The sequence below is a fragment of the Streptomyces sp. NPDC059080 genome (assembly GCF_042739975.1).
Taxonomy (GTDB): domain Bacteria; phylum Actinomycetota; class Actinomycetes; order Streptomycetales; family Streptomycetaceae; genus Streptomyces; species Streptomyces benahoarensis.
The window spans coordinates 1-15,338 of record NZ_JBHYGX010000023.1 but is presented as its reverse complement, the minus strand read 5'-3'; the positions used below and the strand labels follow the sequence as shown (position 1 = coordinate 15,338).

10 protein-coding genes are annotated in these 15,338 nt (G+C 72.9%); 6 read left to right on the top strand and 4 right to left on the bottom strand.

Features of this window, described 5'->3' with window-relative positions; translation table 11 throughout:
• Positions 1-105: 105 nt before the first annotated feature.
• Together ACFWWQ_RS19120 and ACFWWQ_RS19115 are read left to right on the top strand one after the other, a co-directional pair.
• Positions 106-1,323: a glycine betaine/L-proline ABC transporter ATP-binding protein gene (locus ACFWWQ_RS19120; protein ID WP_384597591.1), complete on the top strand. Its 1,218-nt coding sequence runs from the start codon at positions 106-108 to the stop codon at positions 1,321-1,323.
• The gene (locus ACFWWQ_RS19115) at positions 1,316-3,925 is read left to right on the top strand and encodes an ABC transporter permease/substrate binding protein (protein WP_384597589.1); all 2,610 of its coding nucleotides are present in this window, start codon (positions 1,316-1,318) and stop codon (positions 3,923-3,925) included. The genes ACFWWQ_RS19120 and ACFWWQ_RS19115 overlap by 8 nt, the downstream gene beginning before the upstream one ends.
• Positions 3,926-4,039: 114 nt before the next feature.
• Here the strand turns inward: ACFWWQ_RS19115 and ACFWWQ_RS19110 are convergent, their stop codons facing one another.
• The 3 genes from ACFWWQ_RS19110 to ACFWWQ_RS19100 form a co-directional block, all read right to left on the bottom strand.
• Positions 4,040-4,735 carry a gamma-glutamyl-gamma-aminobutyrate hydrolase family protein gene (locus ACFWWQ_RS19110; RefSeq protein WP_384597587.1) on the bottom strand — a complete coding sequence of 232 codons (696 nt, stop codon included), beginning with the start codon at positions 4,733-4,735 and terminating at the stop codon, positions 4,040-4,042.
• Positions 4,736-4,782: 47 nt separating this feature from the next.
• Positions 4,783-6,252 (bottom strand): ethanolamine permease, encoded by a 1,470-nt coding sequence (gene eat, locus ACFWWQ_RS19105; RefSeq protein WP_384597585.1) that lies wholly within the window; start codon positions 6,250-6,252, stop codon positions 4,783-4,785.
• Positions 6,253-6,477: 225 nt separating this feature from the next.
• Positions 6,478-7,209 carry a FadR/GntR family transcriptional regulator gene (locus tag ACFWWQ_RS19100; protein WP_384597583.1) on the bottom strand — a complete coding sequence of 244 codons (732 nt, stop codon included), beginning with the start codon at positions 7,207-7,209 and terminating at the stop codon, positions 6,478-6,480.
• A gap of 94 nt (positions 7,210-7,303) precedes the next feature.
• Here ACFWWQ_RS19100 and ACFWWQ_RS19095 point away from each other — a divergent pair, with 94 nt between their 5' ends.
• The 4 genes from ACFWWQ_RS19095 (at position 7,304) to ACFWWQ_RS19080 (ending at position 12,238) form a co-directional block, all read left to right on the top strand.
• The gene (locus tag ACFWWQ_RS19095) at positions 7,304-8,671 is read left to right on the top strand and encodes a glutamine synthetase family protein (RefSeq protein WP_384597581.1); all 1,368 of its coding nucleotides are present in this window, start codon (positions 7,304-7,306) and stop codon (positions 8,669-8,671) included.
• A gap of 9 nt (positions 8,672-8,680) precedes the next feature.
• Positions 8,681-10,051 (top strand): aldehyde dehydrogenase family protein, encoded by a 1,371-nt coding sequence (locus tag ACFWWQ_RS19090; protein ID WP_384597579.1) that lies wholly within the window; start codon positions 8,681-8,683, stop codon positions 10,049-10,051.
• On the top strand, positions 10,048-10,848 hold the full coding sequence (locus ACFWWQ_RS19085) for a 3-oxoacyl-ACP reductase (protein WP_384597577.1): 801 nt from the start codon (positions 10,048-10,050) through the stop codon (positions 10,846-10,848). Before ACFWWQ_RS19090 ends, ACFWWQ_RS19085 begins: the two co-directional genes overlap by 4 nt.
• Positions 10,849-10,942: 94 nt before the next feature.
• A complete protein-coding gene (locus ACFWWQ_RS19080) occupies positions 10,943-12,238 on the top strand; it encodes a haloacid dehalogenase-like hydrolase (RefSeq protein ID WP_384597575.1) in 1,296 nt (431 codons plus the stop codon).
• A 116-nt stretch (positions 12,239-12,354) separates the two neighbouring features.
• On the opposite strand, the gene ACFWWQ_RS19075 is transcribed toward ACFWWQ_RS19080, so the two are convergent.
• The gene (locus ACFWWQ_RS19075; RefSeq protein ID WP_384597572.1) at positions 12,355-13,572 is read right to left on the bottom strand and encodes an amino acid deaminase/aldolase; all 1,218 of its coding nucleotides are present in this window, start codon (positions 13,570-13,572) and stop codon (positions 12,355-12,357) included.
• Between the last annotated feature and the right edge of the window lie 1,766 nt (positions 13,573-15,338).

The window sequence follows — 15,338 nt, the reverse complement described above, 5'->3', positions numbered from 1 at the left end:
AAGCGTTTCAACATTTTTACCGGTGAAGACGGGCGGATCCCGTCCCTCTCCACGACCTGTCTACGGGGGTGGCAGGTCGTTTCTCGTGCGACAAGAGAGGTGTATGTGTCCAGGCTTCAAGCCGAGCACCTGTACATGGTGTTCGGCAGACGACCGAAGGACGCGGTGCGCAGGCTCCAGGAGGGAGCCGACCGCGACGAACTGCGCGCCGAGGGCACCACCGCCGCGGTGATCGACGCGTCGATCGAGGTGGACGAGGGCCAGATCTTCGTCGTCATGGGTCTGTCCGGGTCCGGCAAGTCCACGCTGCTGCGGACTCTGAACGGGCTGCTGGAGCCGACCGCCGGAACCGTCCGGTTCGACGGCCAGGACCTGACCTCGCTCAGCGCCAAGGAACTGCGCAAGGTCCGTTCCGAGAAGATCTCCATGGTCTTCCAGCACTTCGCGCTCTTCCCGCACCGCAGCGTGCTGGAGAACGCCGCCTACGGCCTGGAGGTCCAGGGCGTCCCGCGCGCCGAGCGGGAGAAGCGCGCCTACGAGGCGCTGGAGCTGACCGGCCTCAAGGGCTGGGAGAAGTCCTGGCCCGACGAGCTGTCCGGCGGTATGCAGCAGCGCGTCGGCCTCGCCCGCGCGCTCGCCACCGACGCCGACCTGCTGCTGATGGACGAGTCCTTCAGCGCGCTGGACCCGCTGATCCGCCGCGATATGCAGGATCAGCTGCTGGAGCTCCAGAAGACGCTGAAGAAGACCATCGTCTTCATCACCCATGACCTCAATGAAGCGATGCGCCTCGGCGACAAGATCGCCGTCATGCGCGACGGCCGCATCGTGCAGATCGGCAGCGCCGAGGACATCCTCGTCCGCCCGGCCAACGACTACGTCGCCTCCTTCACCCAGGACGTCGACCGCACCCGGGTGCTGACCGCCGGTGCGATCATGACCGGTACCGACGAGGTGCTGGGCACCACCGCCCCGGACGGCAAGAAGATCGCCACCCTCGACGACTTCCTCGCCGCCGCGCCCGCCGTGGTCGGCGCGGACACCCCGATCGTCGACCTGTTCACGCCCTGCTCGGTCAGCACCGTGCCGGTCGCCGTGGCCGACAAGGCGGGCAAGGCCGTCGGCGCCGTCCGCGCCGACCGGCTGCTCGCCGCCCTCGGCGAGGGCGACGATCAGCCCGCGGCCGTGGTGCCGGGCCCGGCCGCCGGCCCGGCCCCGGCGGACAGGCTCGTCACGTCCGCCGCCATGGACCTGAAGAAGGACGCGGTCGCGGACGCGCCCGAGGACAACGACCCCGAGGGCAAGGTGAGCGCCGGTGCCTAGGATCCCGATAGGCAGCTGGGCCAGCGACGCCGTCGACTGGCTCACCAACAACGTCGCCTGGCTCTTCGACTTCGTCACCCAGGTACTGAACGGCTTCTACACCGGCATCCACGCGGTCCTCGCCGGACCCGAGCCGCTGATCCTCGCCGGTATCTTCGCGATCATCGCCTGGTGGCTGCGCGGCCTGCCCGCCGCGCTCCTCACCTTCGTCGGCTTCGCGCTGATCGACTCCATCGAGCAGTGGGACGAGACGATCTCGTCGCTCTCGCTGGTCCTGGTCGCCTGCATCATCACCATCGTGGTCGCCGTGCCGCTCGGCATCTGGGCCGCCCGCAGCCGCGCCGTGGGCGGGGTGCTGCGCCCGGTCCTCGACCTGATGCAGACGATGCCCGCGATGGTCTACCTGATCCCGGGCATCCTCTTCTTCGGCCTCGGTGTCGTCCCCGGCATCGTCTCCACCATCGTCTTCTCCATGCCGCCCGCCGTCCGCATGACGGAGCTGGGCATCCGGCAGGTCGACGAGGAACTGGTCGAGGCGGCCGAGGCGTTCGGCACCCCCCCGCGGCGCACCCTCTTCCGGGTGCAGCTGCCGCTGGCGCTGCCCACGATCATGGCCGGTATCAACCAGGTCATCATGCTGGCGCTGTCCATGGTCGTCATCGCCGGTACGGCCGGTGGCGGCGGTCTGGGCGGTTCGGTCTACAACTCGCTCAGCTCCGTCGACGTGAAGCTGGGCGCCGAGGCCGGTCTCTCCGTCGTCATCCTCGCCGTCTACCTCGACCGGATGACCGGCGCCCTCAACCAGCGGGTCTCGCCGCTCGGCCGCCGCGCCCTCGCCAAGGCGCAGGCCGCGCTCGGCGGGATGAAGTTCCTGCGCTGGAAGCCTGCCACCTCGCTGGCGACCGTCGGCGTCGTCGTCCTCGCGCTGGTCGCGGGCGGTATGAGCTACGTCGGCAAGGACTCCGGCGGCGCCGCTGCCGGTAACGACGGCCACGGCCGTCCGATCTCCCTCGGCTACGTCAACTGGGACGAGGGCCGCGCCACCACCTTCCTGTGGAAGGAGATCCTGGAGCAGCGCGGCTTCAAGCCGAAGGTCCAGGCCCTCGACGCCGGTCCGCTCTTCGCCGGTCAGGCCCGCGGCGACATCGACGTCCAGTCGAACGCCTGGCTGCCGACGACGCACGAGACGTACTGGAAGCAGTACAAGGACAAGCTGGAGGACCTCGGGGCCTGGTACGACAAGACGTCGCTGGAGATCGCCGTCCCGTCGTACATGAAGGACATCAAGTCCCTCGACGACCTCAAGGGCAAGGGCGGCACGTTCGGCGGCAAGATCACCGGTATCGAGCCGGGCGCCGGCGAGATGAAGATCCTCAAGGACAAGGTCCTCAAGGAGTACGGCCTGTCCGGCGAGTACAAGGTCCAGGACTCCTCGACCTCCTCGATGCTGGCCGAGCTGGACCGCTCGATCCGCGCGAAGAAGCCGATCGCCGTCCCGCTGTGGTCGCCGCACTGGGCGTACAACAAGTACGACCTGACCAAGCTGAAGGACCCCAAGGGCGCCTTCGGCTCCGGTGACAGCCTGCACATGCTGGGCCGCAAGGGCTTCTCCAAGGACGAGCCGCTGGTCGCCGGGTGGATGAAGAACTTCCACCTGGACGAGGGCCAGCTCACCAGCCTGGAGAACGAGATCCAGAACGCCGGTAACGGACACGAGCAGGACGGTGTCCGCGCCTGGCTGAAGAAGAACCCCGGTCTGGTCGACAAGATCGCTCCGTCCAGCCACGCCTCGTACGCCAAGGGCAAGGACGCCGGTAAGGCGCCCGACATCGGCTACCCGGCGTGGGACGAGGGCATCGCCACCACGTACCTGTGGAAGAACGTCCTGGAGAAGCGCGGCTACCGGCCGAAGCTGCACAACCTCGACGTCGGCCCGATGTGGACCGGCCTGTCGACCGGTCAGATCGATGTGGAGACCGACGGCTGGCTGCCGGTCGCGCAGAAGCAGTACTGGGACAAGTACAAGAAGGATCTCGTCGACATCGGTCCCTGGTACGACAAGACGTCGCTGGAGATCTCGGTGCCGTCCTACGTCAAGGACGTCAAGACCCTCGACGACCTGCGCAAGCACAAGGACGAGTTCGGCGGCAAGATCATCGGGATCGAGCCGGGCACCGGTGAGATGAAGCGCCTCAAGAGCACCGTCGCCCCGGCGTACGGCCTCCAGGACTTCCAGGTCACCTCCGCCGGTACCAGCGCGATGCTCGCCGAGCTCCAGAGGGCGTACGCGAAGAAGGAGCCCATCGCGGTCGTCCTGTGGTCGCCGCACTGGGCGTACAGCAAGTACGACCTGACCAAGCTGAAGGACCCCAAGGGCACCTGGGGCGCCGAGAACCACATCACCTCGGTCGGCAACAAGAGCTTCCCGAAGGAATTCCCCGAGTTCCACGGCTGGCTCAAGAACTGGAAGATGACCTCCGACGAGCTGAACAGCCTGGAGAAGGACATCCAGGACGCCGGTAAGGGCAACGAGGACAAGGGCGTCCAGAAGTGGATCGACGCCCACCCGGGCGTCGTCGACCAGATGGCTCCCGTGAAGTAACGCGCACGGCACACCCGTCGCACGACGCGGGCCCCGCCTCCGGCAGCATGCCGGGGCGGGGCCCGTTTCGCGTACGGGGCGGTTTGCGCCCGGGGCCGTACGAGGCCGTTCTCCTCAGCTCGTCCCGCCGCCCGCCGCGGCCACCAGAGCCGCCACCACCCGCGGGTCGTCGCCCGCCTCCGGATGCCACTGCACGGCCAGCGTGAACGCCCGCGCGCCCGGGTCCTCCAGTGCCTCCACCGTGCCGTCCGCCGCGTACGCCGAGACCCGCAGGCCCCGCCCGAGGCGGTCGACGGCCTGGTGGTGGTAGGTCGGGACGGAGATCTCCTCGGGGAGGACGGCCGCGAGGGCGGTGCCGTCGACCGGGGTGACGGTGTGCCGGGCGAAGGCGCCGGGCGGGCCGCCGTGCCCGTCGAGGTGCTGGACGAGCGTGCCGCCGCGCGCCACGTTCAGCAGTTGCATCCCCCGGCAGATGCCGAGCAGCGGGACGTCCGCGGCCGACGCCGCCTCGATCAGGGCGAGTTCCCAGGCGTCCCGGGCGGGCGCGGGCGGCCCGGTCCGCGGGTCCGGCGCGGCGCCGTAGCGGGCCGGGGCCACGTCCGCGCCGCCCGCGATGACCAGCCCGTCCAGCCGGGCGACGGTGGCGGCGGCGGTCTCCGGCGCGTCCGGCGGGAGCAGCGCGGCGATCCCGCCCGCCTGTTGTACGTGCCGGTGGTACCCGGCGGGCAGCACGGCGGCGGGCAGCGTCCACACGCCCCACCGCGTCTCGTCCTCCAGATAGGTGCTGATGCCGATGAGCGGGCGGTGCATCGGGTCCTCCGTACGGGATCGGGTCGGGTGTGCGGCTGGACCTGGGCTCAGCCGCGGTCCAGTTCGGCCTCGGCGGCGGCCAGGGCCGCGAACTCCTCCTCGGGCGCCGCGGCCACCAGCCGGTGCCGGGAGTAGCACGCGAAGTACGCCAGCGCCACCGCGTACACGCCCAGCGCGATCAGCGCCGCGTCCTTGTCCACCAGGAACGTCGCCACCAGCGCCGCGCAGGCCAGTACGAAGGCGACCGACGAGGTGAGCGTCCCGCCGGGCGTGCGGTACGGCCGGTGCAGCCCCGGCTCGCGGCGCCGCAGCACCAGATGGGAGAGCGCCATCAGGGCGTACGAGATGGTGGCGCCGAAGACCGCGACGTTCAGCATCCGGGCGCCGTCGCCGGTGGCCGCCGCGAGGGCGAAGCCGAGGGCGCCGGGCACCAGCAGGCCGAGGTAGGGAGCCTTGCGACGGCTCGTCAGGGAGAGGAAGCGCGGCAGATATCCGGCGCGGGAGAGGGCGAAGAGCTGCCGGGAACCGGCGAAGATCAGCGAGAAGAACGAGGCCACCAGACCGGCAAGCCCCGCGTAGTTGACGATCCGGCTGACCACCGTCGGCTCGCCGTGCGGCTGGAGCGCCTGCACCAGCGGGTCGCCGACCGACTGGATCGCCGCGCTGCCGCGCGCGCCGGTCGCGGCGGTGAAGGTGATCAGCGCGAGCAGCAGCAGCACGCCCATCGCCGCGGCCATCGCCCGCGGCAGCACCCGCGCCGGATCCCGGGTCTCCTCCGCCGCCAGCGGCACGCCCTCCACGCCGAGGAAGAACCACATCCCGAACGGGAACGCCGCCCAGATGCCGAGCAGCCCGAACGGCAGCCAGGACGAGGCGCCGAACGCGTCCGCGCGCACCGGGATGTCGTCGAGCGCGTCCATCTGGAAGCCGCTGAACGCGGCGACGGCGAAGACCAGCAGCGCGGCCACCGCGACGGCGGTGACGACCAGGCTGAAGCGCAGGGCCTCGCCCACGCCCCACAGATGGATGCCGATGAAGACGACGAAACAGGCGAGGTGGACGGGCCAGCCGGAGTGCAGGCCGAACAGGCCGAGCGATTCGACGTAGTCCCCGATGAAGATCGAGATGGCGGCGGGTGCGAGAACGTACTCGATGAGGATGGCGGTGCCGGTCAGGAAGCCGCCCCAGGTGCCCAGCGCGCGCCGCGCGAAGCCGTAGCCGCCGCCCGCGGTGGGCAGCACCGACGCCAGCTCCGCGAGGGCGAAGACCAGGCAGGTGTACATCAGGCCCATGAGGACGGCGGCGATCGCCAGCCCGCCGAAACCGCCGTGGGCCAGGCCGTTGTTCCAGCCGGAGAAGTCGCCGGAGACGACATAGGCGACGCCGAGACCGGTCAGCAGCAGCGGGCCCGCGCTGCCGCGCCGCAGCGACCGCCGCTCCAGATAGGCGTCCTCGGCGGAGGGGCCCCCGGGGCCGGTCCGGGGCGGTGCGCTCTGCGGTTCCGTACGGTCGGCCATCAGCCGCTCCTGCCTCGCCGGTGGTCCGGGGCGCCCGGGGCGGACGGCCCGAATAAAGGTTCAGCGGCATACCTTTGTCCGGCCGGCGGCCGGGCGCAAGACCCTTGCGGTAAAAGGGCGGTTACCGGATCGGACGAGGGGGCGCGCCCGGCGCGCGGCGCCACGGGCCGCGCCCGCCGCCTCGTGCCGTGCGCCCGCCGCTTCGTACGGCGTTCCGCGCCCGCCTCACCCCGCGGGCCGCGTCAGAAACCCCCGCAGCAACGCCGCCGTGCCGCCGCAGTGCTCGCGCGCCACCTCGCGGGCGCCGTCCGCATCGCCCTCCAGCACCGCCTCCACCAGCGCGTTGTGCTGGTTCTGGGAGTGCTCCAGGTTGCGGACCAGCAGCGGGATGCAGTCCAGCAGATCGTTCACCCGGGCGCGCACCGCCGCGTACTGCGCCGCGAGCGAGGGGGAGCCGGACAGCTCCGCGAGCGTGAGGTGGAGCAGGGTGTCGCAGCGGCGGTAGTCGGCCAGCGGCGCGTCCCGGGTGGCGGCCAGACAGCCGCGCAGCCGTGCCGCGTCGGCGTCCGACAGGCCGTGCGCCGCGCACAGCCCCGCGGCGCCGGTCTCCAGCACCTCGCGGAAGCGCAGCGTGTCCTCCACATCGATCCGGCCGGTCCGGCGGCGCAGCTCCGCCTCGCCCGGATGTACGTCGCGCGCCCGGACGAACGTGCCGCCGTACCGCCCGCGCCGGCTCTCCACCAGGCCCTCGTCCTGGAGGACCTTCAGCACCTCGCGCAGCGTCACCCGGCTGATCCGCAGCCGGTCGGCCAACTCCCGCTCCGCGGGCAGCCGTTCGCCCTGTGCCACCAGGCCCAGCCGGACGATCTGGAGTATCTGCTCCAGCGCCTCCTCGAAGCCGTTGCCCGCCCGCACCGGCCGCAGCACGGGTGCCAGCCCATCCGCCGCACCGTCCATCCCGACCCCTTCCCAACCAATGGTTCGTATGCATACCTTATTCCGGCCGGAGGCCCTGGCGGCTCTCCGGACCGCAGCGACAGGAGGCAACACCGTGGCCCACCGCACGCCCCCGCTCTCCGTCGAGGAGCTGAGAAGGCTCGTCGCCGCCGGGGAGATCGACACCGTCGTCCTCGCCTTCACCGATATGCAGGGACGGCTCCAGGGCAAGCGGTTCGCCGCCCGCCACTTCCTCGACGCCGTCCTCGACCACGGCACCGAGGGCTGCAACTACCTCCTCGCCGTCGACGTGGACCTCAACACCGTCGACGGCTACGCCATGTCCTCCTGGGAGCGCGGCTACGGCGACTTCGCCATGCACGGCGACCCGGCCACCCTGCGCCGCACCCCCTGGAACCCGGGCACCGCCCTGATCACCGCCGACCTCGCCTGGCACGACGGCGCGCCCGTCACCGCCTCGCCCCGGCAGATACTCCGCCGCCAGCTCGACCGCCTCGCCGCGCGCGGCCTGCATGCCTTCGCCGGTACCGAGCTGGAGTTCCAGCTCTTCAAGGACACCTACGAGGACGCCTGGTCACGCGGTTACCGCGAGATGACCCCCGCCAACCAGTACAACGGCGACTACTCCGTCCTCGGCACCGGCCGCGTCGAGCCCGTCCTGCGCCGCATCCGCAACGAGATGGGCGCCGCCGGAATGACCGTCGAGTCCGCCAAGGGCGAGTGCAATCTCGGCCAGCACGAGATCGTCTTCGTCTACGACGATGCCCTCACCACCTGCGACCAGCACGCCGTCTACAAGACCGGCGCCAAGGAGATCGCCGCCCAGGAGGGCATGGCGCTCACCTTCATGGCCAAGTACGACGAGCGCGAGGGCAACTCCTGCCACATCCACCTCTCGCTCCGCGACGACGACGGCCGCCCCGCCCTCGCCGACCCCGAAGGCCCGCACGGCATGTCCGCGCTGATGCGCCACTTCCTCGCCGGACAGCTCGCCGCCCTGCGCGACTTCACCCTCCTGTACGCCCCCAACATCAACTCCTACAAGCGCTACCGCCCCGGCTCCTTCGCCCCCACCGCCGTCGCCTGGGGCCCCGACAACCGCACCTGCGCGCTGCGCGTCGTCGGCCACGGCGCCGCCCTCCGCCTGGAGAACCGGCTGCCCGGCGGCGACGTCAACCCGTACCTCGCCGTCGCCGGAATGATCGCCGCCGGACTCCACGGCATCGACCGTGAGCGGGAACTCCCCGACGCCTGCACCGGCAACGCCTACGACGGCGACGCCGCCCACGTCCCCGCCACCCTCCGCGAGGCCGCCGAACTCTGGGACCGCAGCGCCCTCGCCCGCGAAGCCTTCGGCGACGACGTCGTCGACCACTACCGCCACATGGCCCGCGTCGAACAGGACGCCTACGACGCGGCCGTCACGGACTGGGAGCGCTTCCGCTCCTTCGAGCGCATGTAAGGACTGCCCGTGCCGCACGAGCTGGACATCATCAACCCGGCGACCGAGGAGACGGTGGCGACCGTCCCCGTCACCTCACCCGAGGAGGTCGACGCGGCGGTCCGGCGGGCCGCGGCCGCCCAGGAGAAATGGGCCGCCCTCGCCCCCGCCGACCGTGCCCGTCTGCTGCGCCGCTTCGCCGACACCGTCGACGCCCACCTCGACTCCCTCGCCCGCCTCGAACTCCTGGAGGCCGGCCACCCGTTGGCCAACGCCACCTGGGAGGCGGGCAACGTCCGCGATCTGCTGCACTACGCCGCCGGGGGAGCCGAGCGTCTGACCGGCAGTCAGATTCCGGTCGCCGGGGGCCTCGACGTCACCTTCCGGGAACCGCTCGGCGTCGTCGCCGTCATCGCCCCCTGGAACTTCCCGATGCCGATCGCCGCGTGGGGCGCCGCCCCCGCCCTCGCCGCCGGGAACGCCGTCCTCCTCAAACCCGCCGAGGCCACCCCGCTCACCGCCCTCCGCCTCGCCCGCCTCGCCCTCGACGCCGGGCTGCCCGAAGGGCTCTTCCAGGTCCTGCCCGGCGAGGGCAAGGTCACCGGCGCCGCCCTCGTCGACCACCCCGGCGTCGCCAAGGTCGTCTTCACCGGTTCCACCGCCACCGGCCGCCACATCGCCGCCCGCTGCGCCGCGCAGACCACACGCCTCACCCTCGAACTCGGCGGCAAGAGCCCCAACATCGTCTTCGCCGACGCCGATATCGAGGCCGCCGCCGCGGCCGCCCCCGGCTCCTTCCTCGACAACACCGGCCAGGACTGCTGCGCCCGCAGCCGCATCCTCGTCCAACGCTCCGTCCACGACCGCTTCCTGGAGCTGCTGGAGCCCGCCGTCAAGGCGTTCACCGCCGGCGACCCCGGCGACCCCGCCACCCGCATGGGCCCGCTGATCTCCGCCGCCCAGCGCGACCGCGTACGGTCCTACGTCCCCGAGGGCGCCCCCGTCGCCATCCGCGGCGAGGCCCCCGAGGGCAAGGGCTTCTGGTACCCGGCCACCGTCCTCACGGGGCGTCCCGACGACCGCGCCGCCGTCGAGGAGATCTTCGGCCCGGTCGCCGTCGTCCTCCCCTTCGACGACGAGGCCGACGCCATCCGCCTCGCCAACGCCACCGACTACGGCCTGTCCGGCTCCCTGTGGACCCGCGACATCGGCCGCGCCCTGCGCGTCTCGCGCGCCGTCGCCGCCGGGAACCTCTCCGTCAACTCCCATGCCAGCGTGCGCTACCAGACCCCGTTCGGCGGCTTCAAACAGTCCGGCATCGGCCGCGAACTGGGCCCCGAGGCGCTCACCGCCTTCACCGAGACCAAGAACGTCTTCATCAGCACCGAGGAGAGCTCGTGACCGACCAGACCCCCGTCTGCCGCCGCCTGGTGGACCGCACCGCCGTCGTCACCGGGGCGGGCAGCGGCATCGGCCTGGCCACCGTCCGCCGACTGGCCTCCGAAGGCGCCCACGTCGTCTGCGCCGACATCGACGAGGTGGCCGGAAAGGCCGCCGCCGAGGAGACCGGCGGTCTCTTCGTCCAGGTCGACGTCACCGACGCAGGCCAGGTCGAGGCGTTGTACCGCACCGCCTTCGACACCTACGGCTCCGTCGACATCGCCTTCCACAACGCCGGGATCTCCCCGCCCGAGGACGACTCCATCCTCACCACGGGGCTCGACGCCTGGAAGCGCGTCCAGGAGGTCAACCTCACCTCCGTCTACCTCTGCTGCAAGCACGTCCTGCCCTACATGCGGCGCCAGTTCGAGCGGACCGGGCGCGGCGGCTCCATCGTCAACACCGCCTCCTTCGTCGCCGTCCTCGGCGCCGCCACCTCGCAGATCAGCTACACCGCCTCCAAGGGCGGCGTCCTCGCGATGTCCCGGGAGCTGGGCGTGCAGTTCGCCCGCGAGGGCATCCGCGTCAACGCCCTGTGCCCCGGCCCGGTCAACACCCCACTGCTGAAGGAGCTGTTCGCCAAGGACCCCGAGCGCGCCGCACGCCGCCTCGTCCACGTCCCCGTCGGCCGCTTCGCCGAACCGGAGGAGATCGCCGCCGCGGTCGCCTTCCTCGCCAGCGACGATTCCTCCTTCGTCAACGCCGCCGAATTCCTGGTCGACGGCGGCATCGCCGGGGCCTATGTCACCCCGATGTGAAGGCTGGGTAAGGTCGCACGTCACGGCCGGGGCCGGCGCCACCAGGTGCCGGTCCCGGCACGTTTCCCATCCGCACCGGACACCGGAGTCCCCCATGCGCAGACCTGCCCTGGCCCTGGGCCTGGCCACCGCCGCCCTCCTCGCCGGAAGCGTCCCGGCGACCGCCGCGTCCCCCGCCCGCGGCGAGTCGTCGCACGCCACCCGCTGCCCGCAGCTCTCCCGCGACCTGCCCTGGTACGGCAACAACCGCGCCAAGCTCCAGCGCACCATCGACGAGCGCGGCACCTGCGAGAACCCGGGCCTCGCCCACGGCCACGGCCGCGCCCCCGTCGCCGCGTTCGACTGGGACAACACCATGACCAAGAACGACGTCACCGACGCGACGCTCGACTGGTCCCTGCTGCACGACAAGATCCTGCGCCCCGCCCACTGGCGCGACACCAGCACGTGGATGACGCCCGCCGCCGACCGCGCGCTGACCGCCGCCTGCGGCACGTCCGTCCCCGTCGGCGCCCCGCTGCCCACCTCCACCGACGCCGACTGCGCCGACGAGATCCTCCAGATCCGCGCCGAGGCGAAGACGATGAGCGGGCAGGAAGCTTTCTCCGGCACCTGGAACCACCGCCGCACCGTCCCCGAATACGCCTGGGTGCCGCAGCTGTTCGCCGGCCACACCGAGGACGAGGTCCGCTCGTACGCCGCCGCCGGCCGCAAGGCCGCCCTCGCCGCGCCCGTCGGCGCCACCGTGAAGGTCGGCACCCACACGCTCCCCGCGTATGTGCGCTACTACGACCAGCAGAAGGACCTGGTGCGTACGCTGCGCCGGGCCGGGTTCGACGTCTACATCGTCTCGGCGGGCTCCAAGCCGGTCACCGAGGTGTGGTCCCGCTCCGTCGGCTTCGACCGCGCCCACACCCTCGCCATCCGCAGCATCCTCGACGACGAGGACAAGCTGACGTACCGGACGCAGGGCTGCGGCGACATGCCCGACTCCCAGGGCGACGCCATCCCCTACATCGACGGCAAGCGCTGCTGGATCAACCAGGAGATCTTCCACCTCAAGGGCGCCGAGGCGTGGCGCAAGCAGGACCCCGCGCACCGCATCGCCCTCGGCGGCGGCGACGCGGACACCGACGCGACCTTCGTCGACGACGCCACCGGCGCCCACCTGGTCATCAACCGCAACAAGACCGAGGTCATGTGCCGCGGCTACGACAACGCCGACGGCCGCTGGGTGATCAACCCGATGTTCATCGACCCGCTGCCCCGCAAGTCCGGCAGCTACCCCTGCGCCACCCAGGGGTACATCAACACCGACGGCGTCCTCGGGCCGCTGCGTCGCCCCGACACCAGCGTCGTTCCGGACCAGAGCGACCGTATCCACGGCTGAGCCACCGGGCCGGGCCGCGCGGGCTTGAGGCGCGGTCCGGCCGCCGGGGGCCCTGCGGGGCGGGGCCCGGCCGCAGAGGAACGGCGGGCTCCCGGTCTCCGCGAACCTCCCCGCCCCTACAGGAACGTCCGCCCCTCACCCCGATACGTCGGCACCGTGGCCACCACCCGGTCGCCGTCCACCAGCCGCAGCGTGTCGAACCGTTCGCACAGCTCACCGGCCTTGGCGTGGCGGAACCACACTTTGTCGCCGATCGCCAGCCGGTCGGCGGCCGCCCCCAGCAGCGGCGTCTGCACCTCGCCCGGCCCCTCCTGCGGGTCGTAGCGCAGCCCGGCCGGGAGGTACGGCTCCGGCAGCCGGTCGGCGCCCGCCGCCCCCGACGCCGGATAGCCGCCGCCCAGCACCGTCACCACCCCGGGCCCGGGGCGCCGCACCACCGGCTGCGCGAACAGCGCCGCCGGACGCCCCCGGAACGCCCGGAAGTTGTCGAACAGCCGCGGTACGAACAGCCCCGAACCGGCCGCGATCTCGGTGATCGCCGCCTCCGCCGCCGTGTGCTGCACACTCCCGGTGCCACCGCCGTTGACGAACTCCAGCCGCGGCGCCACCGCCCGCACCGCCCGTACGGCCTCCCAGCGCCGCCCCGCCAGCTCCTTGCGCGCCGCGGCCTGCATCATCCGCACCGTCCGCGAGAACACCGGCCGTCCCGCGACCTCGTCGCCCACACCCGCCACATGCCCCTCGTACGCCATCAGCCCGACCAGCCGGAAGCCGGGGCGGCGCACCACCTCCCCGGCCAGCGCGGCCAGTTGGGACGGGCGGCGCAGCGGCGACCGGCGGGCACCGACCCGCAGCGCGCCGCCGCCGACGCGGTACGAGGTGTCCAGCTCCAGGCAGACGCGTATCTCCGCCCCGTGGCCGGCGGGGCGGCAGGCGTCGATCAGGTCCAGATGCGCCGGGTCGTCGGCCATCACCGTCACCGCGGCGGCCGCCCGCGCGTCCCTCGTCAGCTCGGTGAGCGCGGCACGGTCCGCCGTCGGGTACGCCAGCAGCACATCGCCGAAGCCCGAACGCGCCAGCCACAGCGACTCGTCGAGCGTGAAACTCATGATCCCCGCGAAGCCCTCCCGGGCCAGCACCCGCTCCAGCAGCGCCCGGCAGCGCACCGACTTGCTCGCGACACGGACCGGCTTGCCCTGCGCACGGCGCACCAGATCGTCGGCGTTCGCGTCGAAGGCGGCCAGGTCGACGACGGCCAGCGGCGCGTCCAGTCCGGCGGTCGCACGGTCGTAACGCGCTTTGTCGCCGTACGCGACGGCGGGGTCCTGGGACATGGCGGCAGCCTGCCAGACCCCGCTACCGCTGGGTAGGGGCAGGGAACCCGCCGCACCGGCCACGGGGGTTCGGGCCGGACCACCGGAGACCGTAGAGTGTCCGGACGCTGTAACCAGCAGGTCAGCGGTGTTTTACAGGGATAAGAACCACCTTGCCCCGATTGCGGTACGGGGACGGGTGTGCGGCGCAAGGGGGGCGCGGGTGAGCACCGAGGCGGACTGTGCCGGAAAGCCGAACCTCCCCCCGATACCCCCGCCCCCGTCCTACCCCCCGGCCAACCTGGAACGCGACACGGCGAGCCTGCCCGTGATCCGTCTCGACGACCCGCAGCCGCCGCGCGGTACGCAGCGGCGCGCCGGGACGTCCCGCACCCCGGATGATGCGCCGTCGGAGCCGCTCCCTCCCCTGGACGACGCGCCGTGGGTGCCGCCCCGTCCGCTGACGGACCCGGTGGCGGCCACGGGAGGCGAGCCGTCCGCGAAGGGCCGGCCGTCGAAGCCGAAGGGACGCGGCGGAAAGGGCTGGGGGGCGAAGGGGCGGCTGCTGAAGGGCCGTTCGTCGGGCCCGCGTCGCCGTGGGGGAGAGGCGCTTCCGGAGGGGCAGGGCCGTGCGTCCGGCTCGCGCCGTCCCGGTGGGGATGCGGCGAAGGGCGGACCGGCGGGAGCGTCCCGGGCACCTGCGGGCACCTCGCCGGGCGCAGCCGCGGCCCGCCCCACGCCCGTTCCGCCGCCCGCCGCCGCGCTGGACGGTCCCGCATCCGCCGTTCCGCCCCAGCCACTGCCGGAGAAGCCCCCCGCCGGACACGCCGTCTCCGTCCCGGCGCCCGGACCGTCCCGACCCGCCGCCGAACTGGACGGCCCCGCGCCGTCCGCGTCCTCGCGATCCCTTCCGGAGGTACCCGTGGTACGGGAGTCCATGGCGGGACGGCCCGCGGGCGGGGAGGGGGGCGACGGCGGTCCGCCGACGCCCCCCGGGCCCGGGGGGGCCGTGGCGCCGGCGTTCCCTGCCTCCGGGCGCCCTGCGGTGCCGACGCCGGGGCCGGGGGCGTCTGAGGCCGGTCCGGCTCCGGGGTCCGGCCCGGGCCCGGCCGTGTCGCCTGCTTCCTCCGGCTCGGGCGCGCCGCCTGTTCCGGGCGCGTCTGCGCCCTTCGGGGTGCCTGCTGCGGGCTCCGGCCCGGGTACGCCGCCCACTTCGGGCCCGGCCACGCCGTCCGGCCGGGACTCGGGCCCCGCCGCCCCGTCCACTCCGTCCACCCCGGCGAAGGCCCCCTCCGCGTCGCCCGCCCCTGTTCCGTCGCCCGGCCGGGCACCCTCGTCCGGCGGCTCGGCCGACGTACCCGCGCCCCGAGTCCCCCCGCCACCGCAACCGACCGCGCCGTCCACCGTCCCCACGCCCCCCGGCGAGGACGCGGCGACAACCGTGCTGCGCCGAGTCCCCACCGAAGCCGCAGGGGCCGTGGACGGCGTCCCGGGGCCGGGCTCCACCCCGACGTCCGCCCCCGTGGCGACCTCCGCCTCGGCCTTCGAGCCCTCCCAGGAACCGGCCCCCGCCCCGGAACAGGCCGCCACCCCGCCCCCGACGCCGCCCCCCGCCCCCGTACGGACATCGGCCTCGGCAACCCCCGCGCCGGACCCCGCGATCCCCGTCCGCGGGCCGGGCGGCGCCCTCCTGCCTCCGCCGCGCCCGAAGAGCCCGCCCGCCGTGCCCCCGGCGGACACCGTCCCGCGCCCGGGGGGTGCGGGCGCCACCGCGCGCCCCGTGACGG